Origin of the sequence: Rheinheimera baltica DSM 14885 (assembly GCF_000425345.1) — a bacterium.
Lineage (GTDB): Bacteria > Pseudomonadota > Gammaproteobacteria > Enterobacterales > Alteromonadaceae > Alishewanella > Alishewanella baltica.
In genome coordinates this window covers 82,325-106,889 of the sequence record NZ_AUDG01000004.1, presented here as the reverse complement: position 1 = coordinate 106,889, position 24,565 = coordinate 82,325, and the positions used below count along the sequence as shown (strand labels likewise).

At 46.6% G+C, this 24,565-nt stretch carries 27 protein-coding genes; 7 read left to right on the top strand and 20 right to left on the bottom strand.

All coding sequences use genetic code 11. The features are described from left to right. Positions 1–307: 307 nt before the first annotated feature. Both H595_RS0103655 and H595_RS0103645 read right to left on the bottom strand, forming a co-directional pair. A complete protein-coding gene (locus tag H595_RS0103655; protein ID WP_027669975.1) occupies positions 308–955 on the bottom strand; it encodes a hypothetical protein in 648 nt (215 codons plus the stop codon). A 321-nt stretch (positions 956–1,276) separates the two neighbouring features. Continuing rightward, complete coding sequence (locus H595_RS0103645) at positions 1,277–2,182, bottom strand: DMT family transporter (protein ID WP_037053573.1); 906 nt, start codon at positions 2,180–2,182, stop codon at positions 1,277–1,279. A gap of 77 nt (positions 2,183–2,259) precedes the next feature. On the opposite strand from H595_RS0103645, the gene H595_RS0103640 reads away from it, so the two are divergent. Continuing rightward, positions 2,260–3,060, top strand: coding sequence for a potassium channel family protein (locus tag H595_RS0103640; RefSeq protein WP_027669973.1), 801 nt, complete (start codon positions 2,260–2,262; stop codon positions 3,058–3,060). A gap of 36 nt (positions 3,061–3,096) precedes the next feature. On the opposite strand, the gene H595_RS0103635 is transcribed toward H595_RS0103640, so the two are convergent. The 8 genes from H595_RS0103635 to H595_RS0103595 form a co-directional block, all read right to left on the bottom strand. Beyond that, entirely contained in the window at positions 3,097–3,594 is a 498-nt protein-coding gene (locus H595_RS0103635) for a DUF4442 domain-containing protein (protein ID WP_027669972.1), read from the bottom strand. Between the two features lie 101 nt (positions 3,595–3,695). Further along, positions 3,696–4,580 (bottom strand): cysteine synthase CysM, encoded by an 885-nt coding sequence (gene cysM / locus H595_RS0103625; RefSeq protein WP_027669971.1) that lies wholly within the window; start codon positions 4,578–4,580, stop codon positions 3,696–3,698. Continuing rightward, positions 4,581–5,411, bottom strand: a complete 831-nt coding sequence (locus H595_RS0103620; protein ID WP_027669970.1) for a substrate-binding periplasmic protein — start codon at positions 5,409–5,411, stop codon at positions 4,581–4,583. 21 nt (positions 5,412–5,432) lie between these two features. Continuing rightward, the gene (locus H595_RS0103615; RefSeq protein WP_027669969.1) at positions 5,433–6,185 is read right to left on the bottom strand and encodes a TrmH family RNA methyltransferase; all 753 of its coding nucleotides are present in this window, start codon (positions 6,183–6,185) and stop codon (positions 5,433–5,435) included. Next, positions 6,182–7,831 carry an amidohydrolase gene (locus H595_RS0103610; RefSeq protein WP_027669968.1) on the bottom strand — a complete coding sequence of 550 codons (1,650 nt, stop codon included), beginning with the start codon at positions 7,829–7,831 and terminating at the stop codon, positions 6,182–6,184. The genes H595_RS0103615 and H595_RS0103610 overlap by 4 nt, the downstream gene beginning before the upstream one ends. A 90-nt stretch (positions 7,832–7,921) precedes the next feature. After that, positions 7,922–8,956, bottom strand: a complete 1,035-nt coding sequence (locus tag H595_RS0103605; RefSeq protein ID WP_037053608.1) for a M48 family metallopeptidase — start codon at positions 8,954–8,956, stop codon at positions 7,922–7,924. A gap of 8 nt (positions 8,957–8,964) precedes the next feature. After that, on the bottom strand, positions 8,965–10,050 hold the full coding sequence (locus H595_RS0103600) for a YjgN family protein (RefSeq protein ID WP_027669966.1): 1,086 nt from the start codon (positions 10,048–10,050) through the stop codon (positions 8,965–8,967). Between the two features lie 234 nt (positions 10,051–10,284). Continuing rightward, a complete protein-coding gene (locus H595_RS0103595) occupies positions 10,285–11,679 on the bottom strand; it encodes a class II fumarate hydratase (protein ID WP_027669965.1) in 1,395 nt (464 codons plus the stop codon). Between the two features lie 272 nt (positions 11,680–11,951). Between H595_RS0103595 and H595_RS0103590 the strand changes: the two genes are divergently transcribed. From H595_RS0103590 to H595_RS0103565, 6 genes are read left to right on the top strand one after another with little or no spacing between them, the layout of a single operon-like run. Continuing rightward, the gene (locus H595_RS0103590) at positions 11,952–14,747 is read left to right on the top strand and encodes a monovalent cation/H+ antiporter subunit A (protein ID WP_027669964.1); all 2,796 of its coding nucleotides are present in this window, start codon (positions 11,952–11,954) and stop codon (positions 14,745–14,747) included. After that, entirely contained in the window at positions 14,747–15,100 is a 354-nt protein-coding gene (locus H595_RS0103585; protein ID WP_027669963.1) for a Na+/H+ antiporter subunit C, read from the top strand. The genes H595_RS0103590 and H595_RS0103585 overlap by 1 nt, the downstream gene beginning before the upstream one ends. Further along, on the top strand, positions 15,100–16,623 hold the full coding sequence (locus tag H595_RS0103580; protein ID WP_037053568.1) for a monovalent cation/H+ antiporter subunit D: 1,524 nt from the start codon (positions 15,100–15,102) through the stop codon (positions 16,621–16,623). The genes H595_RS0103585 and H595_RS0103580 overlap by 1 nt, the downstream gene beginning before the upstream one ends. Then, on the top strand, positions 16,620–17,156 hold the full coding sequence (locus tag H595_RS0103575; protein ID WP_027669961.1) for a Na+/H+ antiporter subunit E: 537 nt from the start codon (positions 16,620–16,622) through the stop codon (positions 17,154–17,156). Before H595_RS0103580 ends, H595_RS0103575 begins: the two co-directional genes overlap by 4 nt. Further along, entirely contained in the window at positions 17,150–17,419 is a 270-nt protein-coding gene (locus H595_RS0103570) for a K+/H+ antiporter subunit F (protein WP_027669960.1), read from the top strand. Before H595_RS0103575 ends, H595_RS0103570 begins: the two co-directional genes overlap by 7 nt. 9 nt (positions 17,420–17,428) lie before the next feature. Continuing rightward, positions 17,429–17,794 carry a Na+/H+ antiporter subunit G gene (locus H595_RS0103565; protein ID WP_027669959.1) on the top strand — a complete coding sequence of 122 codons (366 nt, stop codon included), beginning with the start codon at positions 17,429–17,431 and terminating at the stop codon, positions 17,792–17,794. A 6-nt stretch (positions 17,795–17,800) separates the two neighbouring features. Here the strand turns inward: H595_RS0103565 and H595_RS0103560 are convergent, their stop codons facing one another. The 10 genes from H595_RS0103560 to H595_RS0103515 are packed head-to-tail and all read right to left on the bottom strand — an operon-like array spanning position 17,801 to position 24,548. Beyond that, positions 17,801–18,070 (bottom strand): HPr family phosphocarrier protein, encoded by a 270-nt coding sequence (locus H595_RS0103560; RefSeq protein WP_027669958.1) that lies wholly within the window; start codon positions 18,068–18,070, stop codon positions 17,801–17,803. Continuing rightward, positions 18,067–18,936, bottom strand: coding sequence for an RNase adapter RapZ (gene rapZ / locus H595_RS0103555; protein WP_027669957.1), 870 nt, complete (start codon positions 18,934–18,936; stop codon positions 18,067–18,069). The genes H595_RS0103560 and rapZ overlap by 4 nt, the downstream gene beginning before the upstream one ends. Continuing rightward, the gene (gene ptsN, locus H595_RS0103550) at positions 18,933–19,406 is read right to left on the bottom strand and encodes a PTS IIA-like nitrogen regulatory protein PtsN (RefSeq protein ID WP_027669956.1); all 474 of its coding nucleotides are present in this window, start codon (positions 19,404–19,406) and stop codon (positions 18,933–18,935) included. The genes rapZ and ptsN overlap by 4 nt, the downstream gene beginning before the upstream one ends. Positions 19,407–19,413: 7 nt before the next feature. Beyond that, positions 19,414–19,701, bottom strand: a complete 288-nt coding sequence (gene hpf, locus H595_RS0103545; RefSeq protein ID WP_027669955.1) for a ribosome hibernation promoting factor — start codon at positions 19,699–19,701, stop codon at positions 19,414–19,416. Positions 19,702–19,727: 26 nt separating this feature from the next. Beyond that, positions 19,728–21,230 (bottom strand): RNA polymerase factor sigma-54, encoded by a 1,503-nt coding sequence (locus H595_RS0103540; protein ID WP_027669954.1) that lies wholly within the window; start codon positions 21,228–21,230, stop codon positions 19,728–19,730. Between the two features lie 49 nt (positions 21,231–21,279). Beyond that, positions 21,280–22,002 carry an LPS export ABC transporter ATP-binding protein gene (gene lptB / locus H595_RS0103535; RefSeq protein ID WP_027669953.1) on the bottom strand — a complete coding sequence of 241 codons (723 nt, stop codon included), beginning with the start codon at positions 22,000–22,002 and terminating at the stop codon, positions 21,280–21,282. Further along, a complete protein-coding gene (lptA, locus tag H595_RS0103530) occupies positions 21,999–22,484 on the bottom strand; it encodes a lipopolysaccharide transport periplasmic protein LptA (RefSeq protein ID WP_027669952.1) in 486 nt (161 codons plus the stop codon). The genes lptB and lptA overlap by 4 nt, the downstream gene beginning before the upstream one ends. Then, entirely contained in the window at positions 22,474–23,028 is a 555-nt protein-coding gene (lptC, locus tag H595_RS0103525) for an LPS export ABC transporter periplasmic protein LptC (RefSeq protein ID WP_027669951.1), read from the bottom strand. The genes lptA and lptC overlap by 11 nt, the downstream gene beginning before the upstream one ends. Continuing rightward, on the bottom strand, positions 23,025–23,579 hold the full coding sequence (gene kdsC / locus H595_RS0103520; protein ID WP_027669950.1) for a 3-deoxy-manno-octulosonate-8-phosphatase KdsC: 555 nt from the start codon (positions 23,577–23,579) through the stop codon (positions 23,025–23,027). The genes lptC and kdsC overlap by 4 nt, the downstream gene beginning before the upstream one ends. After that, on the bottom strand, positions 23,580–24,548 hold the full coding sequence (locus tag H595_RS0103515; RefSeq protein ID WP_027669949.1) for a KpsF/GutQ family sugar-phosphate isomerase: 969 nt from the start codon (positions 24,546–24,548) through the stop codon (positions 23,580–23,582). Positions 24,549–24,565: the final 17 nt, after the last annotated feature.

Genomic DNA, 24,565 nt, shown 5'->3' with positions numbered 1-24,565 from the left:
TAGCTTTATTGGCGCCCAAGGAGTTGGCTGCCCCGGGGCTTGCCAGTGTCCGGTTGGCATTGTTGGCCGCGGCATCTCTAATCGTGCCGCCGTTAAGTGTTAGGGCTCCCGTGCCGCTGTAATCTAAATCTGCCGTGCTATCGCCGGCTTGTACCGTGTAAGAAAAGGTCAGCGTACTTGAGCCGCTGCCGCTAGCGTAATTAATCGTACGATCTGTTGCGCCGGTTTCCAGTGTAAGTTGCGGCGTGCCAGTTACGATGACTGGCTCGTCAAAGTTTACCTGGATGCTGATTGAGTCACCAACCTTTTAGGTGTCATTGGCAGTGCTGGAATTAACAGAGGTTATGGTGGGAGGGGTGGAATCAGGAGGAGTAGTATTCCCTGTAAAATTATCAATAGCCAACCCAAAAAAATCCGTAGAAGTCAACCTGACTTCATCCACTAGGATGCTGCCAAAGTTTAGCGTTGTAGTACCTGTAGCGAAGTTCTGGGTTGACCCCACAAGCGCTCCATCCAGATAGCCGCCTACAGTGACGTTTTGGTTCCCCCCCGGATTATCGATGTAAATACTGGTAAATACAAAATCGGCCAGATCTGTGCGCCTGATGGTTACGCGCTCAGTTGTACCTGTATTAAAGGTCGAGGACAAAAGAGTCATACCCGCGGTGCCGCCTGCTCCAAATGCATCGAATGCAAGTCCACCACCCGCAGCAGGGCCGTCGCCGTCATTAGTGAACGTGTAAGTGAAAGAGGTACTGCTAAGAGTGCGATTAAGGCTATCAGCGTTTTCACCAGAGTTGGTCATATCATCGACAAAAGCAGCTGCATACAAATTTGGGGTCATGATTGCCATTGCGGCACTCAAAACAATATAGCAAACCAGAGAATTCTTGCTTTTGGCTATCTTAAAAGAGGTAAGCAGAGCACCGAGCTTCCTCAACAAAGTATTTTTCATAGTGGTATATTCCGGTTTTGAGGTGCAACCACGGCGGCTTGCTAATCTGTGTTTTCAGAGTTTATTGCCGGGCTACAACTTAATCGTAGCGGGAGAAATGAATTCTGAAATGCGGGCTGAAGATAACAACCAGTTGCGTTGAGCCGGAGCGCAGCTATCTGGTAATAAACCGGATACACTCGTTCATTGTAAACAACACACTTGTCACTTTTTCAGGCAATTGTCTACTAATTAATCATTAGGTGCAAGTGATAACTTCAGGCAGTGTTCAGCTGCTGTGGTTAAGTGGCAGGAGGCTGCTGCTGTTATTTGTTCATCTCATTATTTGAGTAATATCAGCATTGTACCCGCGACAGTAAGCGCAGCCCCCAGCCAGGCACCCCAAGCCGGGCTGCGCTTATATACCAGCCAGAGTAGCGGCAGTACTAATACCGGGCTAACAGAGGATAACACCGCCACCATACCGGCATCGCCGTGACGCAATGCCTGTAGTATTAATGTCATTCCCAGCACCATTGATAATGCCGCGTTAGTGAGTACCAGTAAAAATACCTGTTTGGTCATCGGTAAATAAGCGCGCGCAACCTGAAAGCCCAACATAAAAATAACCTGATGCAACACAAAGGCGGTTGTCATGCGTACGGCGCTGGCAGAGACGGCGTCGATACTGGTTTCCATCAATGGCTTTAGCATTAAGGTGGCCACGGCCTGGCACAGCGCGGCCAGTAAACCCAGCGCGACTCCGCTTTTTAGCTGGCTTTGGTTGGCCTCCCAGGCGTGCAGTTCGGTTTTACGTTTGCCAAAAAATATCGCTGTCATTACGCCGCTAACCAGCAGGCTGCTGCCGATAAGTGTCCAGCCCCACTGGGTTTCGCCAAGGAAGAAATACGCCAGCACTACAGAAAACAGTGCATGGGTAGCAAACAACACGCCGGCGCGGCGTGGGCCAAGGCGGTTCATTGAGGCAAACAGGGCGGTGTCGCCAATAAAAATACCAATAACCCCTGAAACGATGAGTAAGCTGCTATTGCTTAGCGACAAACTTTGCCAGCCGCCGGTGTAAGCGGCAATGCACCACAGCATAAAACCTGCGCACAGCATGCGCCAACGGGTAAAACAAAACGCCCCTAAATGCGTTGCAGCCTGTGCCGACAATAAGCTGCCAAGCGCCCAGCAGGCCGCGGCAAGTAATGCTAAGTATTCGTAAGACAAAAGGTTAGCCGACATAGAGCAGGTGACGTATTATAAAACTGACATAGTAAAACACCAGCGAATAACCACCTTAAAGGAGCATTGGGTAACTTATGACCGCATCATCACGGCATGCTATGCGCCACAAGCTGGCGATACAGTTAGACCCGGAGCTTAGCCGGCAAGATGGCTTAACGCTACTGAATATGTTTATCGCCCTGGTGATTGTTGTCGGTATTGTGCTGGCGGTTTTACAAACTGAGCCCATGGTGGTTACGGGCAATGAGCACTGGTTTCGTTATTCTGAGCTGATATTTGGCTCTATATTTTTGCTGGAATATTTAGCCCGGGTTTGGACGAGTGTAGAGAATGAAAAGGTAAAAAGCCGCTGGCATTACATTTTTAGTTTTGTGGCCATTGCTGATTTATTGGCGGTAACGGTAGCGTTTTCGGTGTATCTGGGTAACGGCGGGATATTACTGCGGTTGTTATTGCTTATTCGGGTGTTGCGTTTGGCCAGGTTAGGGCGGTTTTCCATGGCGATGGATTGCATTATAGAAGCGGTTCGTAGCCGTGGATATGAGCTACTGGTTAGCGCTATTTTTGCCGCAGCGTTGTTGTTGATGTCGTCAACGCTACTTTATTTGGTGGAAGGCCCGCATCAGCCAGAGGCGTTTGGTTCTATTTTACGCAGTGCCTGGTGGGCGGTTGCCACACTGACAACAGTGGGTTATGGCGATGTTTATCCGGTAACCGCGTTGGGGCGGGTGTTAGCCGGTTTCACCGCAATAACCGGGGTGTGTATTATCGCGATGCCAACCGGGATCCTGGCATCGGCATTTAGTGATGCCATACAGGTGGCGAAAGAGCGTCATCGCAAACTGCCTAAAATTCTGGAACGGGATAAAGACTGAGACTAACCCCCTAACACCACAGCGTATTAACGGGTTTTAGCGCTTTTTGGGGACCCAGGCCCAGGTCATTTTCGCTTGTACTGGTTCAATGTTTGCACTGTCAGTAATTGTTACATTGACAGTCACTTCGCCTTTGTCATCGCTATGCATGGCGGCAATTTGCTGTTCTGTAAGCGTAGCAACGGCGGTTAAGTCTCCGGTAGAGCGTTTAACATAGTCAATTTGCATCTGTTTTAGTAGCGGCAGTTTGCTATCAGGTAAATGAATGCCAACCAAAAAACCGGTAGCAGATTCGGCCAATAAACCTGTGGCGGCGGCATGTACTGAACCAATATGGTTTTGCGCTTTTTTACGGTTTTTAAGTCGTAGGACTGAGCGGGAGCCTTTCAATTCCAGTACTTCAACCCCAGCAGTGCCAGCAAATTTAATCACCCGGCCAAATACCGTGCTTAGCGCAAAGGCCTGTAGCGATTTTGGTAGTTTGTAGCATTTGGTAACGATTCGCTGCAGTTTATTCGGTTTTATCTGGCTCATTGTGGTCTGACCTGTTGTGGCTTTTGCGCACTATGCCAATAGCCAAGGTGAAATGCAAGCCGCTGCTCGTAGTAGTTTGCCGCAACGGTTTGGTGCATCAATCAAAAAGTTCCGGAAGATAAATAACGATCTCCGCGATCGCAAATAATCGCCACTATAACGGCATTGTCATGCTGCTCGGCCAGTTGTATCGCGGCATGCACAGAGCCGCCGGAGCTAACGCCGGCAAAGATGCCTTCTTCACGCGCTAAGCGACGCATTGCTGTTAATGCATCGTCCTGAGTAATATCGATAATCTGATCGACACGGCTTTTATCAAAAAAACCGGGCAGGTAAGCTTCCGGCCAACGCCGAATGCCCGGAATACTGGCGCCTTCAGCCGGTTGTAGGCCAACAATCTGTATTGCTGGGTTTTGCTCTTTTAAATAACGCGACACACCCATAATAGTGCCGGTGGTGCCCATGCTGGATACAAAATGCGTAATCTGCTGCTGGCTTTGCTGCCAAATTTCTGGCCCGGTACTGGCGTAATGTGCTGCCGGGTTGTCCGGGTTATTAAACTGGTCCAGCACAATGCCTTTGCCATCTGCTTGCATTGCCAACGCTAAATCACGGGCGCCTTCCATGCCTTCTGCTTTCGTCACCAGAATAAGTTCAGCACCATAAGCACGCATTGAACTTTTGCGTTCTTCCGTAGCGTTATCCGGCATAATCAGCGTCATACTATAACCTTTAATCGCTGCAGCCATGGCTAAAGCAATACCGGTGTTGCCACTGGTGGCTTCAATAATGCGATCACCGGGTTTTATTGTGCCGCGCGCTTCGGCTTGCACAATCATATTCAACGCTGGACGGTCTTTTACCGAACCAGCCGGGTTGTCACCTTCCAGCTTAAGCAATACCGTGCTGTTGGTATGAGCGGCCATACGTTGTAATTTTACCAGCCGTGTTTGGCCGACAGAGTGTTCTATGCTGTTGAAATGCATTTAAGGTTCCGTTGTCATATGAGTCATGGGCGCTTCAGGCTGACATAAACCAGCTTGTTCAATGCTGAGCGAAGTTGGATATTGACTTACTAACCCATGTTGGCTTAAGAATTTGTTAAATACGGGCAATAAGCTCGCTTGCGGATGGTTTATATTTACCGCCATGTGTAATGTTTTCAGTTCGTATTCGGCACTATTAAACTGCAGTGACTGTGCCATTTCTGCCAGGTCTGGTTCGGTTTGCAGCAAATATTTCATCACATCATAGTCAATGACTGCACCATCGAGTCTTTGGTACCCGACACGGAGTAAATTCTGTTTATCGGTCAAACTGGTTTTAACGGTTAACCTTTGCTGCTTAATCATTTGGTCAATGGTGGTGGTATTAACATAATCTTGTACTACGCCCAGGGTATAGTTTTGTAGATCAGCGCTTGAGCTTATTTGTAGCGGAGCGTTCTTGTGTTCAACCAAGCCTACATGGCTATACCCAATACAACCCGATAAGCGCAAATCGTCATCATGTAGTGGGTATTCTGGGAAGTAAGCTAAATATTTCGGCGTTTTGCCTGTGCTAAGTTTAACCGCGCGTGACCAGGGTAAGTAATCAATTTTAACGACATAGCCTAATTGGCGGAAAATTTCGCTAACCAGTGCCGTGGTCCTGCCACCGTCAGGTAAGTGTTGTCCTGTAAACGGAGGCCACTCCAATGAAGCCAAATAGACCACATTAGTTGTCTCTTCTTTTGGCGTAGGACTTACCGCCAACACTGACTGAAGCGGTATAAACAGGCACGAAATGGCATACACTACCTTCGCAAAATCTAACATTACTGCATCCCAATTTTAGCGTTACTGCGTTGTTTGCAGCCTGGCTAAGTTGTCGCAAATAATTGCTGTGGCAATGCCGACATTCAGAGATTCAGCACCGCCAAAAGCAGGTATGGTAATTCTACGACCAATGAGTGATTCCAGTTCAGCACTGATACCGTTGGCTTCATTACCTAAAACGACATAGCCGCCAGAATGTTGTAAGCGTAGCTGATGTATTGAGTCGCCGCCCAGATAAGCGCCAAAAACAGGTAGAGTAGCCGCCGTTAAAAGCGGTGCCAGCGGTTGGTAGTGTAACGTTACGCGCAAAAATGAGCCTTTGGCAGCAGCGATAACTTTTGGGTTGTAACAATCCGTGGTATCGGGTGAACAAACAATATGTTTGATACCATACCAGTCAGCAACGCGGATAATAGTACCCAGATTACCCGGGTCGTTGATCTGATCCAGTACCAGTACAAAGCCTTGACTATGTGCTACAAAATCGGTTTGTGGCGGCATTTTTACCACCGCCAGTGCTGCGTCGTTACTGGTAAAAGTACCCACTTTTACCAGTTCATCGGCGCTGCATTGTTGTACCAGCGCCGCTGTTTTCAGTTGCAGCGGGTAGCGTTGTAAAAACACTTCAGTGCCAAACACGGCCTCGACCTGCCAGGTAGAGGCCAGTAGTTCTAATACGGCTTTTTCGCCTTCTACAAAAAACAGCTGTTCGGCTTTACGGTATTTTTTTTGCTGTAACGAGCGGATTAACTTGCTCCACTTTTGGCTGATCATTTAGTGAATACCTGCTTACCGTTAACCCAGGTTTGCTCTACCTCTGTCTGCCACAGCTGCTGTGGCGGGATATTATAAATATCGCGGTCTATCAGAATAAAATCGGCCCAGCTGCCCGGTGCCAGCGTGCCCATACTGTTTTCCTGAAAGGCACCGTAAGCGGCATCAACAGTAAAAGAGCGCAGCGCTTCGGTTAAGTTGAGTTTTTGTTCCGGCAGCCAGCCGCCTTCTGGTTGGTTATCCTGGCTTTGCCGGGTAACCGAGGCATGCAGGCCGTGAAACACGTTGGCCAGCTCTACCGGGAAATCCGAGCCGCCAACAATAATGCTGCCCTGGTCGACAAAGCTGCGCCAGGCATAGGCACCACGCAGGCGTGCTACGCCTAAGCGATCGCCGGCCATATTTTTATCTGAAGTGGCATGCACCGCCTGCATGGCGGGTAGTACATGCAGTTTGGCAAAACGCGGAATGTCTTTTGGCGACACAATTTGCGCATGTTCAATACGGTGGCGGCTTGATGCGCGTTTATCTTCCGGCACTAACTGTTCAAAGCGGTCCAGTGCTAAACGGTTGGCTAAATCGCCTATAGCATGCACATTGGTTTGAAAACCGGCGTCGATGGTCAGCTGCATAATTTGCGTCAGTTTATCCGGCTGGGTAACCAACAGGCCTTTTTGTGATGGCTGGTCGCTGTAGGGGTCTATTAAAGCTGCACCGCGGCTGCCCAGCGCGCCGTCACCGTAGATTTTAACCGAACGGATATCGAGAAAATCTGTCGGATCGTCAATAATGCCAGCCTCCAGCCATTGTGGCAGCTGCGGATCGCGCGCCGATAGCATAGGGTAAATACGCAGCGGCAGTTTTTGCTCGGCCGCCAGTTGCTGAAACAGCTTAACGGTGTCGGTGTCTACGCCGGCGTCATGCACGCTGGTAATACCCAACGCCAGCAGGTGCGAAAACGCCACATTCAGTGCTCGGCGTTTCGCGTTTTCATCGGCAGGCGGAATATGTTGCTCTACCAAGGCCATGGCGTTGTCTATTAACACCCCGGTTGGCTTGCCTTTACTGTCGCGTATGATCTCGCCGCCCGGGGGGTCTATACTGTCTTTAGTAATGCCGGCCAGCGCCAGTGCTTTGCTGTTGGCCCAGCCAGCGTGCGCATCTACCCGCTCCAGGTAAACCGGTTTGTCGTTAACGGCTTCATCCAGTAGTGCCGTGGTAGGAAACTGCTTCGTCGGCCACAATACCTGGTTCCAGCCGCGGCCGATAATCCACTGTGCGTCTTTATTTGCTTCAGCAAACTTTGCTACCCGGTTTACCGCATCTTGTTCGCTGTTACTGCCGCGCAGCTCTGCTACGGCTAAATATTGCCCCAATCCCAGCACATGGCCATGGCCATCAATTAAGCCAGGTAGCACGGTTTTACCTTTGCCATCGCGTTGCATTGCTTGAGTATATTGTGCCGCAAGAGCAGCATCACCACGAGCCAAGACTTTGCCCGTGCTGTCGTCAAGCACCAGTACGCTAAAAGGCTGTAATTGTCTGTTGGCATCAAAGCCATAACCGTTAATATTGGATAGCACCACCGGGGCGGCTTGAACACTGGTAATAAATAAAGCAGACATCAGGCTGGCTAAACGAAACATAAGGCATTGTCCTTGTTTGTATTTGTCGCCAACTATAGCAACAAAACCGCACCAGAGGAATCTGGTGCGGTGTGAAGTAAAAGCAAGATGTTACTGTTGCAAGTCGGTCGCGAGCTTAATCCGTTCTGCTGTATCCGGATGAGTGCTTAGATATTTAAGCAGCTGATTTGACGTGCTGGCGTCAGCACTGCTGGCTTCCAGTAATGCTGACATCGCATCGGCAAAAGCTTTCGGTGATTTACCCAGTACCTGCAGTTGTGTTAGGGAAAAATTATCAGCTTCTCGTTCCATATCGCGAGAAAACGCATTTTGTAATAGCGCCGTACCTGAACCTAACAGTAAATCTGCTACGCCGTCCGGGCTACCAAACAAAATGCCAATAACCAATGTCGCACCGAGCGATTGCGCGACCATTCGCACACTGTGCTGGCCTTCAACGTGTCCCATTTCATGCAACAGCACCGCCAAAATAGCATCTGGGTTGTTTTGTAACAGGATAACAAGGTCATCGGTCATCACCACAGTGCCATCTGGCAGAGCAAACGCATTTGCACCAAAGAAGTCTGACTTGTACAAATGCAGCTGGTAGTTTTTATTTGTTAATGGCAGTTTTTGCAGCGCCATTTGCCAGTGGTAATGCACAGTTGCTTGTGCACTGGCGGATAGCTCTGTCGGTTTTAGCGTTGTTTTTTGCAAAGTATAAAAGGTTTGTTTACCCATTTGCTGCTTAACGCTATCAGGAACCAGGGGCACGGCTGCACTGGCCATTATTGGCATTAGGTCGAAAATTATCCACCATAGCAAAAGCGGCGACAGTAACACCGCCGCAACGATAGACAATTTATGGCTTTCTAACCTGGCCGCCCAACCGGAAGATCTGGCTTGAGAGGGCCAGCGAAAATGGGCATCGTCAGGTAAAAAAACGGCACCGTCACGTAAACGAAGTTCAACCGGCAAGCCCGGTATTATGGTACCGTAACGGTAGTCAGCTGCCGCAGACTCAGACAACACATCACCCGATTGCTGACAGCATATCTGCAGTTGTTGCTGGTCGTTAATGACCGCAACAGCAGCATACAAAGTGCTGCTGCCCGCATGTTGATACTGGCCAGTAACGTTAGCCACGGTGTTCATTAGGCTATTGACACATCAACGTCAAACAGGCCGGCAGCTTCTTCGCCAAATGCGCTATTTTCGCTTTGCTGTTCATCAACTAAGGTATCTATCTGAGGATAGATAATCAGTGAAGTTACCGAGGCCAAATAACGTGCTTTACGCACTTTAGCCCACGGATAAGCCAAGCCTAGCGTCAAGACTATTGCAACAAGGTTAGTTAACGTCAGCATCAGGAAAGGTAACACTTCCATCTTAGATTTAAATTTGGCAATGCCAGGCAACTCTGTGCGCTCAAACAGATGATTACGAATCATGCAATGGTAAATAGCCCCGCTTAACGTAAAAGCGAAAAAGTATGCTACAAACACGGCGACGGATGTCATTAACGCCGCAGCTGAAGCATTACCACTGTCGGTTACGGCCATCAAAATTCCGAGTACCACACCGATAATGGCTACAACGGTCATCACGCCAAACACAATAGCAGCAGCGACTAATGCAGCAATATAGTAAGAGCTGGTGTCAGTTGTTACCTGCATTTTCTTGCCACCGAAACTGGTATTGCTACAGATGTAGTGATCGATTTTTTTTAATGCCCATGGCAATGCCAAATATAAAGTGAAAACAGACAATATTGGCAACAGTATGAAATACTTAAAGGCACCCAGGTAATCTCCGTGAAATGCAAAACGCACATTACGGTAACTGGTCATGCGTAAATTAAACTTTAGGCTTTGCACCACCAGCCAGGGCGATACAAACATAAACAGGATTGCCAGTACTACAGCCATGACGGGCGATAGGTAAGAAATGGCAAAGAATAATGCAAAAATAACAATGGCAATAATACGGCCTTTTAAAATTTGCATTGGGGAGGCCAGGTAGCGAAACGGCTGTTTTTCTATTTGCGTATGGCCATAAAAGTACTGCCGGGTACGCACTGTCGCCCAAGCGCTATAAATACCCAATGTCACTATGCTAAGCAGCAAATTAACAATCCAGATGCCAAAGAATTCTCCGCCTTGACCGGAAAATACGACTTTACTGGCACGCTGAGGTTTGTTTTCAGCAGATGCTGCGTCATTGCTAACTGAGTTTTCCATTGTACAACTTCCTTTTTTGTTATTCGTATGTAACGCAAGGGACGCATTATAGCGATAAATTAAGGGTTGTTTGCAATGAATATTTATTGAAAAATTAACGAATGTCCTTCTATATTGAATATTCAAGACATAGCAATGTAAAGTGTTTTTAAAACGTACACCCAATAGAGTCCTGTTTCTTGAAGTGCTACATGCTGTGGTACCTTGATTATGCTAATTTTGTTCATTCAGCGTTTAAGCCGAATTGCCGCCCTGGCATAGTTTGGCAGGATCCAGCAGTGACATCAGTTCTTTGCGGCTGTAGCTCGTATGTTCTAATGCTACATCTAGCACTGGCCGCTGTTGTTGATTAGCTTGTTTGGCAATCTCGGCGGCTTTTGCGTAGCCAATAAGTGGGTTCAGTGCGGTTACTAAAATGGGGTTCAATGCCAGCGGTTTACTGATGTTATCTTCCTGCACGGTAAAATCTTTAATAGCCTGCTCGCTAAGTGCGGTGCAGCCATTTGCCAGTAAACGAATACTATGTAAAAGGTTTTGGGCAATAAGCGGTAGCATGACATTCAATTCAAAGTTGCCAGATTGACCTGCAACAGTAATGCAGCAATCGTTGCCAATAACCTGTGCACAGACCATGGCAACGGCTTCTGGGATCACCGGGTTTACTTTTCCCGGCATAATTGAAGAGCCTGGCTGTAATGCTGGCAGCGAAATTTCACCTAATCCGGCTAAAGGCCCTGAGTTCATCCAGCGCAAGTCGTTACTCATTTTCATTAGGCATACTGCGAGAGTTTTTAATGCGCCTGACACAGATACGGCGGTGTCTTGCGAGCCAATAGCAGCAAAAAAATTAGCGGCTGGGCTAAAAGCTAAGCCGGTGTTGTGGCTTAACTGTTTGCAAAAGGTGGCAGCAAATGCCGGATCGGCATTGATACCGGTACCCACCGCCGTGCCTCCTTGTGCTAGTGCTTGCAGGAACGACAATTGTTGCTTGAGCTGTTGTTCTGCTTGATGCAACTGTGCTTGCCAGCCGCCTAATATTTGGGAAAAGTTTACCGGCATTGCATCCATTAAATGGGTGCGGCCTGTTTTCACCAGATGACCAATTTGCTGCGCTTTCTCAACTAATTGTTGCTGGAGTTGTTGTAGTGAAGGCAGTAATTGTTGCTGCACTGCCAGTGCTGCGCTGATGTGTATCGCGCTGGGAATCGTATCGTTGCTACTTTGCCCCAGATTAACATGATCATTTGGACTAATTTCCTTTCCTAATGCCTTACTGGCCAGTGTGGCGAGCACTTCGTTGACATTCATATTTGTGCTGGTGCCTGAACCGGTTTGAAACACGTCTATTGGGAAGTGCCGTAGGCTGGGTTGCGGTTTGGCAAGCTCACTTAATTGTTGATCTGCCGCCTGACAAATTGCCGTACTAATGTCAGCATCTACTAAGCCCAGCTGCAGATTAGTTTCTGCCGCCGCTTTTTTTATTTGTAACAATGCCTGAATAAAATCGACGGGTAGCGTTTGGCCACTTATGCGAAAATTCTGCACCGCGCGCTGGGTCTGAGCCTGGTAAAGTGCGTCAATTGGCACATTAAGTTTGCCCATACTGTCTTGTTCTGTGCGGGTTTGCATGGTAGTTCCTCTTGTTGGCTGTTACTTATGCTTTAAGTTGTAACGGCTTTAGGCTTCTGCTGCCAGCTTTGATAGACATTTCGTGGAGATAACGTTATAAATAATGACATTAAAACCGACATGCTGATATTTCAACCTGCCAGATGTTGTAAAGGCAGCCTATCTTCTACACCTATTCAACTTTTTATGGATATCAATAACTTAATCTGTAAAATTGGTGTGGCCGTTAGCAATATCAGTCTGGTTAATTAGAAAAAGGAAGCGCGCCAGCTATGACACTCTTGTGGATTTTACTTTTGCCACTGCTGGGAAGCTTGGTTCCCGTGTTTACTGCACGTTGGAATAGGAGCGCCTGCGCACTGGCTTCCGCCATCCCTCCCGCCTTGGCGTTAATGTTGCTGTTGCTGCACGGACAGCAGGTTTTTGCTGGCGAAAGTTTACGTTTCTTTGCTTCCTGGGTTCCGCAACTTGGGCTAGACATCACCATAGTGCTGGACGGTTTGGCATTTTTGTTCAGTTTGTTGATTTTGGGCATTGGCCTGTTAATTATCCTGTATGCACGTTACTACCTGTCTGAGCGTGATTCCATGCCACGGTTTTATGCCTATTTGATGCTGTTTATGACGGCGATGCTGGGCATAGTACTCTCGGGGAATTTGTTGCAACTATGGCTGTTTTGGGAATTAACCAGCATCAGTTCTTTTTTACTTATTAGCTTTTGGTGGCATAAAGCGGAAGCGCGTCGTGGTGCCCGAATGGCACTAACGGTAACAGGGGCCGGCGGTTTGGCACTGTTGGCTGCCTTTTTGCTTATTGGTCAGATAGTAGGTAGTTATGATTTGCAGCAGGTGCTTAATAGTGGCGAGCTGATTAAGCAGCATAGTTTGTACCCGTTACTGCTGGTTTTATTTTTACTGGGCTGTTTTACCAAGTCGGCGCAATTTCCGTTTCATTTTTGGTTACCTAATGCGATGGCAGCTCCTACGCCGGTAAGTGCTTACTTACATTCGGCTACAATGGTTAAAGCCGGTATTTTCTTGCTGGCGCGATTTTACCCGGCATTATCCGGCACGGAACTATGGTTTATTCTGGTGAGTGTTACGGGTTTGGCAACCTTATTAATAGGCGCTTATCTGGCACTATTTAAGCACGATTTGAAAGGCTTGCTGGCGTACTCAACTATTAGTCATCTGGGTCTTATTACGTTGCTATTTGGTATGGGCACTGATTTGGCTGCCGTTGCTGGCTTGTTTCATATTATTAATCACGCCACTTTTAAGGCGTCATTATTTATGGCGGCGGGTATTATTGATCATGAATCCGGTTCGCGAGACATGCGTAAACTAAACGGTTTGTGGCAATTTATGCCCATTACTGCCACGCTGGCCATGGTTGCCGCGGCAGCCATGGCTGGCGTACCGTTGCTAAATGGTTTTTTGTCGAAGGAAATGTTTTTTGCTGAGACGCTACACCAGCATTTGTTGGGTTCATTGTCATGGGTGATCCCAGTATTGGCGACAATTGCGGCCATATTTTCTGTGGCTTATTCAATGCGTTTTATTCACGACGTGTTTTTCAATGGCCAGCCCAAAGGGCTAACTAAGACGCCGCATGAACCGCCGCGCTATATGCGCGTGCCAGTAGAAATACTGGTAGCACTGTGTATTTTGGTGGGCATTTTCCCCGGTTATATTATTGGTGATTTGCTGCATGCTGCGTCACTGGCGGTGTTGCCCGCTAAAGTACCGGAGTATAGCCTGGCTATATGGCATGGCTTTAACCTGCCGTTGTTGATGAGTGTGGCCGCATTACTGGCCGGAACCTTGATTTACGTTAATCGCAAACATTTGTTTGATTTTCAAAATACCTTGCCTGAAGTTGATGCTCTTAACAGCTTTGAGCGTGGCGTAAAACAGTTTGCGGCACGTTGCGACAGGCTTTATCAGTGGTTAGATAATGGTTCGCTTCAGCGCTACATGACATTGGTATTGCTGAGTTTTGTATTGCTGGCCGGTTTGCCGCTTACCCACCTTACAACCTTGTGGGGGGGTAGGGAGGAGTTACCCATTGATGCGGTAAATGCAACCGGGGCAATAATGTTACTTATTGCTGCCTTTGCGACTGTTGTTTGGCATCGTAAGCGGGTTATTGCATTGCTGATGATTTCAGTGGTAGGCCTAATGGTATCAATTGCCTTTACCCGATTCTCCGCTCCAGATTTGGCGCTGACCCAGCTTTCAGTGGAAGTGGTGACGATTATATTACTGATGCTGGCGCTATTTTTCTTACCGCACAAAACACCTAAACAATCTGAATCCTCAAGAGTGGTAAGAGATTTAAGTATAGCCAGTATGGTAGGTGTTGTTGTTGGCAGCTTGAGTTATGCGTTAATGACGCGGCCATTTACTAGCATCTCAGACTTCTTTATTGCTAATGCCAAAACCGGTGGCGGTGGTACAAATGTGGTCAATGTTATTCTGGTTGATTTCCGCGGCTTTGATACTATGGGTGAAATAGCCGTATTAGGTATAGCCTCGTTAGGTATTTTTAAACTTCTAACCCGTATTCCTCTGTTTAAACCTAGCAGTGACGGAGAGGGCAGGCCCTGGGCTGTTGAGAGGCACTCTTTATTACTTTCTACCGTTTCGCAAAGCTTACTCCCCTTGGCTGTAATGGTGTCTATTTATATTTTCTTCCGGGGGCACAACTTGCCCGGTGGCGGTTTTATTGCCGGTTTGGTGACTGCGGTTGCGATTATTTTGCAATACATTGCTCACGGTGTGGATTGGGTTAAAGAGCGAATGAATGTTGAATATCAACGAGTTGTTGCTATTGGTTTGCTGATTGCACTGGCTACCGGTGTCGCAAGCTGGTTGTTTGGCCGACCATTTCTTACATCATGGTTTGATTATTTTTCGATACCTGTGCTGGGTAAAATAGAACTGGCAAGCGCTATAGCATTTGATTTGGGTGTCTATGTCACCGTTGTTGGCTCTACGCTATTAATTTTGGCCAATTTGGGCAAAATGACTACCGCACACCGGCCAGTACATAAGGAAACGATTTAATGGAAACATTGTTTGCCTGCTGTATAGGCTTTCTCACCTTCTGCGGCATTTTTCTGATGCTACGAGGACGAACCTTTCCGGTAATGTTGGGGTTAACCATGCTGTCGTATGCTGTTAACTTGTTTATTTTTGCCTCGGGTCGTTTGACGTTGCGTGGTGCAGTCGTGCTTGGCAGCACAGAACACTACGCAGATCCATTGCCTCAGGCACTTGTGCTAACTGCCATTGTTATTGGTTTTGCCATGACTGCATTTCTGGTGATTCTGGCTATCAGGGCACGGGCAGATCTTGGCAACGATCATGTTGATGGAAAACTGCCTAACATGGGCGCAGCTAAGAGGGAGAGTCGCTGATGTGGCATTTAATTATGTTGCCCGTAGTACTGCCGATGTTAACCGCATTAATCATTATGCTGCCTCCGGTGCATTATTCTCCGTCTCGTCGCAGATGGGTTAGTATGGTATCCAGTGCGTTGCAGCTGGTATTGGCAGTACTGTTACTACTACAGGTGCAGCAAGCGGGCTTTATTCACTACGCTGTGGGCGATTGGCAAGCGCCCTTTGGTATTATTTTAGTGGCTGATAATTTGTCAGTCGTGTTGGTGTGTTTAACCGCCTTCCTGGCTTTTGGTGCGATTTGCTATGGTAGTGCCGGAGAAGATGAGAAGGGCTCCTTTTTCCACCCTTTGTTTCAGTTTCAGGTAATGGGCATAAATGGTGCCTTTCTTACCGGAGACTTATTTAATTTATTCGTGTTTTTTGAGGTGCTGTTGATTGCATCCTATGCCTTGTTAATTCATGCCGGTGGTAAAAATAAAACCAAAGCGGCAGTGCATTATGTGGTGTTAAATCTTACCGGTTCGGCCATCTTTCTCTTTGCGTTGGCAGTGTTGTACGGCACCTTAGGTACATTGAATATTGTTGATATGGCACAGAAAGTGGCCACCTTGCCTGCAGAAGATCAGATGTTGGTTAAATCCGGCGGCTTGATGTTAATGATTGTGTTTGCTTTAAAAGCCGCGGTACTGCCCCTGCAGTTCTGGCTGCCTGCAACCTATTCTGCAGCTTCCGCTCCGGTAGCGGCTTTATTTGCAGTAATGACCAAAATAGGTGTTTATGCGCTGTTGCGTGTATATACCACTATATTTGGAGCGGATGCTGGTGAACTCAGCGGTATGGCCAATGATTGGTTATTACCTGCAGGGTTGGCGACAATTGTGCTAGGCGCGATAGGTGTGATGGCTAGCCACGATTTTCGTAAGTTGGTGGCCAATTTAGTGCTGGTGTCAGTGGGCACCCTGGTAAGTTTGGTGGCACTGCAAACTGAACAGTCAGCTGCTGCCGTATTGTATTACAGTGTGCATTCAACCTTGGTTACCGCTGCGCTATTTTTGATTGCTGATGTTATTGCAAATCAGCGCGGCAAAGCAGCAGACCGGCTGGTATCAGGGCGCCGTGTTACTCAGCCTATTATGTTGGGCATCATGTTTATGCTCGGTGCGATGTCGGTTGCCGGTTTACCGCCACTATCCGGCTTTATTGGTAAGCTCATGTTACTACAATCCGTAACGGATCCGGCGAAGCAGGTTATAGTATGGACTACCATTTTATTGTGTAGCTTATTAGTGATTATTGGCTTGTCTCGTGCCGGTAGTACATTATTTTGGCGGGTTAGCGGCACTGACTCGGGTGGTGATAAAGCCGCACCACTACAAGTATTTGCTATAAGCTGGTTGCTTGTTGCCAGCCCATTGCTTGTTATATTTGCGGGGCCTTTAACGGAGTTGTCGCAGCAAGCGGCAGTGCAGTTGTACGACACCCAGACGGCAATAAACACGATTCTTGGGTCGCAAACTATTGTGGGAGATGGGCTATGAGGTTAACGCCTAAATATCGTTGGTTACCAACACCATTTCGTAGTTTGTTATTGTTTATGGTCTGGTTGCTGCTAAACCAGAGTATTGAAGCCGTACATCTGTTTTTTGGGGTTATCCTGGCATTATTAATTCCGCTATTAACTTTACGTTTTCGCGAACCTCAACCGTTAATAGAGCGGCCATTATTAGCGCTACGCTATATTCTGCTCGTTATTGCCGATATTGTGACGGCCAACATTCAGGTGTCTATGCTTATTTTAGGCCCGAAAAGGCGTTTAAACCCCGCTTTTGTGCGGGTGCCGTTAGATTTACAACATAATTTGCCGATTACTATATTAGCCAGTACCGTATCTATGACACCAGGAACGGTGAGCGCAGAAGTGTACCCAAGTGCTGAGTTATTTGTTGAAGGTGAGCCAATGCCTCAGCGCTACCTGTTAATTCATGTGCTTAATTTAACAGATGAAAATGAGCTGATTGAATCAATTAAGCAGCGGTATGAAATGCCGTTAAAGGAGATTTTTCAATGCTAGATAAGGTGATTATGTTGGTATTCGCCATGATCAGTATCGCGTTACTTCTTAATCTATGGCGTTTATTGCGCGGCCCAAGCTTACCTGACCGTATACTAGCGCTGGATACAATGTATATAAACAGCATTGCCTTGATTATTCTTTATGGCTTATTAATGGGATCGCCGCTGTATTTTGAGGCAGCATTACTTATCGCAATGTTAGGCTTTGTCAGTACCGTAGCGGTGTGCAAGTTTTTGCTACGTGGCGATATTATTGAATAGGAGACACTGATGCAACATTGGATGGAATGGGCGGTGGCGTTCTTCTTACTGCTAGGCGGCTGCTTTGTATTGATTGGCTCTATTGGTTTAACCAGAATGCCAGATTTTTTTATGCGTTTGCACGGCCCTACTAAGGCTACAACGCTGGGAATGGGTGGGATTTTACTCGGTTCTATTTTTTTCTTCAGTTTAACCGGCGAAGTGAGTGTCCATGAGCTGTTAATTACCATATTTCTGCTTATTACCGCACCTATCAGTGCGCATATGCTAATTAAAACGGCGTTACATCATAAGTTAACCGCGATTAGCAAAACCCGGGGTTTAGAGACAATAGAGCCAGCTCAGCGTAAAGCCCACGACAGGAAAATGCCTTAAGGGTATTTACGATTCGTCAAAACCGTTTTTAATGAGATCCACCACCGCGCTGAGTGCTTGCTCGGCGTCCTCACCGTTGGTGCAAACTTGCAATGTTTTGCCTTTGCTACTGGCCAGCATTAATAGTGCTAACACACTGCTGGCGTCTGCGCTTTTTTCTTCTTGTACCAGTTCAATACTGCATGAAAATTTTTGGCACAGTTGTGCTAATTTGGTTGCAGCACGGGCATGCAATCCAAGCTGATTAACTATTGTGACGGTTTCAGTGCATTTCATACAGTATCTGTCTTGTGGTGATGGCGTACGAGTTCACGATGGCGAATTTGAACATCATCACGCGAGCTGCGGTAACTTTCTGCCAAACTTTCAGCCATATATACTGAACGGTGTTGTCCGCCGGTACAACCGATTGCAATAGTAAGGTAACTGCGGTTGTTCCGCTCTAAATGGGGTAACCAGGTACTAATAAAACTATTAATTTGCCATATATATTTTGCTACTACAGGCTCAGATGCCAGATAGTCTTTTACTGGTTGGTCTAGTCCGGTTAATGGTTTTAAATCAGGCTCCCAATGTGGGTTAGGCAGAAAACGCGCGTCAAATACAAAATCTGCATCTTTGGGAATACCATATTTAAAGCCGAAAGATTCAAATAAAATCACTAAGCGGCCAGACTTCTGTCCTAAAATACGCTCACGCAGCTGCTCTGCTAGCTGATGCACGTTCAAATCTGTGGTATCGATATATAAGTCAGCGCGGCTGGATATCGGGTCTAATAATTGCTGTTCTTGTGATATAGCTTCGTCTAACGACATCGCCTGATGCGACAGCGGATGCAAGCGGCGGGTTTCACTAAAGCGCTTTATCAGACTAGCGTGATCGGCATCAAGGTACAGAATGGTTAAGTCCAACTTACGTGGCAGGTAAGACAAAATTTCCGCCAGCTCGTCAGGGTCTTGTGGCAAATTGCGTACATCTATACTCACTGCAACTCGCTCGTACTGCCCCATCACGGTTGTTGCCAACGTAGGTAATAAATTTACCGGAATATTATCAACACAGTAGTAGCCAAGGTCTTCCATTACACGCAGTGCGACTGACTTACCCGAACCGGAACGACCACTGACAACCAAAAGTTTCATTTTTCAGTTTCCAAAGCACTGTATTCCATGAGTAGCTGATATAACTGGCTGTTAGTGTCAGCATGACGAATTTTTTTAGTTAATTCTTTTTGGCTGAGTAACTTGGCTATACCTGCCAGTGTGCTCAAATGCGCCTGACATTGCTCTTCTGGGATCATAATAGCGCAGAATATATCAACCGGTTGATTATCAATAGCATCAAATGGGATGGCTTCTTTACTGACGACAAACACTAATATTGGCTTTGTTACGCATTTTAGTTTGCCATGTGGTATGGCTATACCTCCCCCGATACCGGTTGAACCCAGTTTTTCTCGTGTCATCAGGGCTTCTAGAATACTGTACTCTGACATTTCTGGAAGTTGTTGGTGCGCCAGTTCAGCAATGTATTCAAGAATGCGTTTTTTGCTGTTAAAAAGAACTGCACTTTTAGTGCAGTTCTCGGCAAGCATTGAAGTTAAGTTCATCATCTTCTAATCAGTGTCGGGAAATTTTCTCTTTATGCTTGATAACCTGGCGATCTAGTTTATCTATCAGCTGGTCTATCGCGGCATACATATTTTCATCTTCAGATATTGCGAAGACTTCACCACCGGTTAAATGCAGTTTGGCTTCAGCAATCTGCTTTAATTTTTCCACGTTTAAGATCACATGTACATTGTTTATATGATCAAAGTGTCGTTCTAGTTTGGCAAATTTATTGTCTACGTATTGTTTTAAGGCTGTGGTGATTTCAACATGGCGACCAGTTAGATTGATTTGCATAGACATATTCCTTCTTTTAGGCTTATTTACAGCAAGGTCTTGCGTTGATTTGACGGTGGGATATACAAGGACTCACGATACTTGGCTATGGTACGCCGTGCTACGTTAATACCTTGCTCCAACAGAATCTCGGCCATTTTACTATCACTTAACGGTTTGGCCGGATTCTCTGCCGCCACTAATTTTTTAATAAATGCGCGAATTGCAGTGGAGGAACATTCGCCACCGCTCTCAGTACTAACATGACTGGAAAAGAAGAATTTAAGTTCAAAAATTCCTCTTGGTGTGTGCATATACTTTTGCGTCGTTACTCGAGATATGGTGGATTCGTGCATTCCAACCATCTCTGCAACGTCGTTAAGCACCATCGGTTTCATCGCTTCTTCGCCGTGTTCAAAAAACGCTTGTTGCTGTTGCACGATGCAATTAGCCACTTTTAACAGTGTTTCATTCCGACTTTCCAGACTTTTTAGAAACCACTTCGCTTCTTGCAGATGAGAACGGATAAATTGGGTGTCTGCACTGTTCTTAGCAGTTCGCGACATTGCAGCATATTGCTGATTTATTCGAACTTTGGGCATAGCGTCAGGGTTTAGTTCAACCTGCCAACGCCCTTTTACTTTAATGACACTGACATCAGGAACAACGTATTGTTGTTCTTCACGGATGACGTCAGCGCCAGGTCGTGGGTTCAGGCTATGTATTAGCCGCATCACTTCCTTTAACTCATCTTCTTTGAGTTTAGTCACACGCATGAGAGAACGAAAGTCACGATTGGCTAAAAATTCTGTATGATCCCGAATCATACTCCGTGCTTCCTCCAAAAACGGGGTATCCGGGGCAAATTGACGCAGCTGAACCAGCAAACATTCCTGTACCGAACGAGCGCCTACACCTACAGGGTCAAAAAGTTGAATGCGTTTTATGACGGCTTCAACTTCATCGGCTTCTATATCGTCAAGCCCAAGTGATTCAAGAATGTCGTCACAACTGATGGTTAGCAAGCCATTGTCATCAATAGCTTCAATAATAATTTGTGCGATGGCAAGGTCGGTATCTGAAAATGGTGTTAGTTGCATTTGCCAGCGCAAATAATCTTGCAACGTTTCACTGGTTTCTCCCTGATACACCATATCATCTTCGCCAGAGCCGCTTCCAGCGCTCACTGGAGCTGCACTTACTAAATCGTCCCAGTTATTATCCAGAGGTAAATCCTCCTGGATATTCTGCTCAGTCATGGAATCGCTGCTGTCTGGTTCGTTGGGCTCGTAGCTGTCGTCAGAATGGTTATCGTCACCAGAGCTGTCATTGTCTGCAGTGTTATGTTCTGCGTTGTCTTTGGTGTCTTTGGGGTCGGCAGAAAAGCTATCGTATTCGTCTTCTGCTTCAAGCAATGGATTAGCATCCAGTGCTTCCTGAATTTCTTGTTGCAACTCAATCGTCGACAATTGCAGTAGGCGTATAGCCTGCTGTAATTGTGGCGTCATGGTTAGCTGCTGTCTTAAGCGAAGTTGCAAAGAGGGCTTCATCTACTTCTACCGTTCTCCTGAATGACACGCTGTGAGTTATTTTGGCTAACTATAGCCTGAATTGCTCACCGAGGTATACATCGCGAACCTTTTGATTTGCCAGTACGTCTTGTGGTGGGCCAGCTGCAATGAGCTCACCATGACTAACAATATAGGCAATTTCGCACACATCAAGGGTTTCGCGTACATTATGGTCTGTTATTAATACGCCGATACCCCGTTGGCCAAGGTGCTGGATAATTTTTTTTATATCTAAAACTGAAATAGGGTCAACGCCGGCAAAAGGCTCATCTAACAATATAAATGCTGGATTGGCAGCCAGTGCTCTGGCTATTTCAACACGGCGACGTTCACCACCGGACAAGCTCATGCCCAGGCTGTGCTTAATATGACCGATATGAAACTCTTCTAACAGGTCATCCGCGATTTCTTCACGTTGGGTGCGGCTGAGGTCTTTACGGGTTTGTAAGATCGCAAGTAAATTGTCGTGCACAGTTAGTTTGCGAAAAATCGAACTTTCTTGCGGTAAGTAACCAATACCTTGTCGGGCGCGGGTATGAATCGGGTCGAATGTAATGTCTTTATCATTCAGACTTATACTGCCTTTATCTGAAGGTACCAGGCCGACAATCATGTAAAACGTAGTGGTTTTACCCGCGCCATTGGGCCCCAGTAAACCGACAATTTGCCCCGCGTTAACTTCCAGGCTGACATCTTTAACAACCTGGCGCCCTTTATAGCTTTTCGCCAAATGTGATGCGATTAACTTCATGGATTAGTTTTTTCCTCAGGCGTGAAAATTGTTGTTACACGCTTGGTCTCGTTACTCTCAGCGCTAAGCTGTTGCTTTTCGACGTTATATCTGATGACCGATGCTTTTACCACGCTACCACTTTGCGTTAGTTCTGCATCGCCGGTCAATGTTAGCGTACGACTCGAGGGTTCATAGCGCATTTCCGCCGCTGATGCAGTAACCGGTTTTCCATCGGCAAGAAGCTGTGAATAACGCACCGGGGTGCCAATTGCAACATAAACTTCTTTGCCTTTACCTGCACTGGCATTTATTTCTAGTTGATCAGCTTTCATTTGCATTGATCCCTGAGTGATCAATACGTTGCTACGATAGGTTGCTACGTTTTCTGCAATTGAAACCAGATTATCTGCATCAATTTGGATTTTCTGTGCATAGTCCGGCTCAGCGGCAAACACCGACATGCTGGTAAGAAATAAAACGACAATAAGGTTAGTCTTCATTTTGATATACCGTGTGCTCGTGCTGTAATAATTGAAAAGTTTTTTGGCTTAAATCGGCGTCAATACCGCTACCTTTAATATAAAAGCCTTTCCCTTGAATCAACACGGGTTGATTATTCTTCAATTTGTTATCAGGAAACAACATTTCAAGTCTTTCCGTCTCGATTCGCTCTATCAGTTCGTTAGGCTCCAGGCTATCGATACTCACTTGTTGCTCCAGAATAACCTTGTCTTGTGGAAACCATACTGCATACTGACTGCTGGCTTGCCAGCTAGGTTGGTGTTGGTTGTTATACAGCGTATATACAGGCTTTTCAAACTGAGTAAATCCAAGTAGCTCAAAATGCTCAAGGCGTTCAGCGCTTACGGTGTCAACGAGGTAGCCTTCGACATCAAACAGCCGGCGCGTAATGTTTTGTGCAACGTAATCAGGTAATAGCTCCTGATCGGTTTGCAAAGAGTCTGAATCGTCAGTTGGTTGAAACCACAGGTATGCTGCAGTGCCTGTTAACAGTAGGACGACAAAAATAAGTAGTTTTCTCATGAACTACTACCGTCAAATAAACCAAATTTATTTTGGCTTATCAGTAGCAAATCTGCCAGCTCACGCACGGCACCATGCCCGCCTGCGATACTAGTGACAAAATGGGCATGTTTTATTAAGTAAGGATGGGCATCGTTTACTGCTACTGCTAAACCGCAATGTTGCATAACTGTCCAATCTGCTAAGTCGTCGCCAATATAGGCAATGTGTTCGGGTTTAAGTTGCAGTTGCTGCTGCAATTCAGCAAATGCACCCAACTTGTTCTCCTGTCCCTGATAAATGTAGGGCACGGTTAATGACGTCATACGCTGTTGTACTATAGCTGAATTGCGCCCAGTGATAATGGCAACTTCTATACCCGCTTGGCGTAATGCTTTAATACCAAAGCCATCTCTAGTATGGAAAGCTTTTAATTCTTCGCCGTTATTGCCCAAATAAATACGACCGTCAGAGAACACGCCGTCGACATCACAAATTAACAACCTGATAGCGCTGGCTTTAGCGCATATATCGTCAGATACCGGATGATATAACTCATTAAACAATGACATCTACAGCACCCCTGCTCGTAGTAAATCATGCATGTTCATCGCGCCAATCGGATGGGCTGCGGCATTTACGATTATCATGCCGTTAATTTTCTTTTGCTGCATGATTTGCAAGGCCTCTGCTGCCAGCATTTCTGGCTTTGCAGTTATGCAGTGGCTAGTCATGACTTCGTCAATGGTGTTGCTATGAATATCAAAACGTTTATCAAGAATACGGCGTAAATCGCCGTCAGTGAAAATACCAACTAAGATGCCGTTAGCATTTACAACAGCAGTCATACCTAAACCTTTTTTTGATATTTCCAGTAAGGCATCTTTAATGGTGGCAGCTTGCGGTACAACCGGCACCTGTTCACCAGTGTGCATAATGTCTTCCAAGCGCAGCAAGAGTTTGCGTCCCAGACTGCCTCCGGGATGCGATAAGGCAAAATCATCCGCTGAAAAACCTCTGGCGTCTAGCAGTGCAACGGCTAACGCATCGCCCATTGCCAATGTTGCTGTGGTACTTGCTGTAGGTGCGAGTCCCAGTGGGCAGGCTTCTTGTTCTACTTTTACACACAGGTGAGCATCAGCAAGTTTAGCCAGTGTTGATTTGGCATTGCTTGTCATGGCAATGAGTTTAATGCCTAAACGCTTTATCACCGGGATAATTGTGAGTACTTCTGCCGTTTCACCCGAGTTTGAGATCGCAATAACAACATCGTCGCCAGATAACATGCCAAGATCACCGTGACTGGCTTCACCAGGGTGAACAAAAAACGCGGGCGTACCTGTGGAAGCTAACGTTGCAGCAATTTTGTTACCTATATGCCCGGACTTTCCCATGCCTGTTACTATGGTTTTACCTTTGCTGTCGAAAATTAGCTGGCAAGCTTGATTAAAATCATCATCAAGGTATTGGTGTAGTTGTGCTACAGCTTCAGCTTCAATTTTCAGCACTTCTGCAGCGCGGATACGAAAGTCAATCATCATATTAGAGTCCAGACATT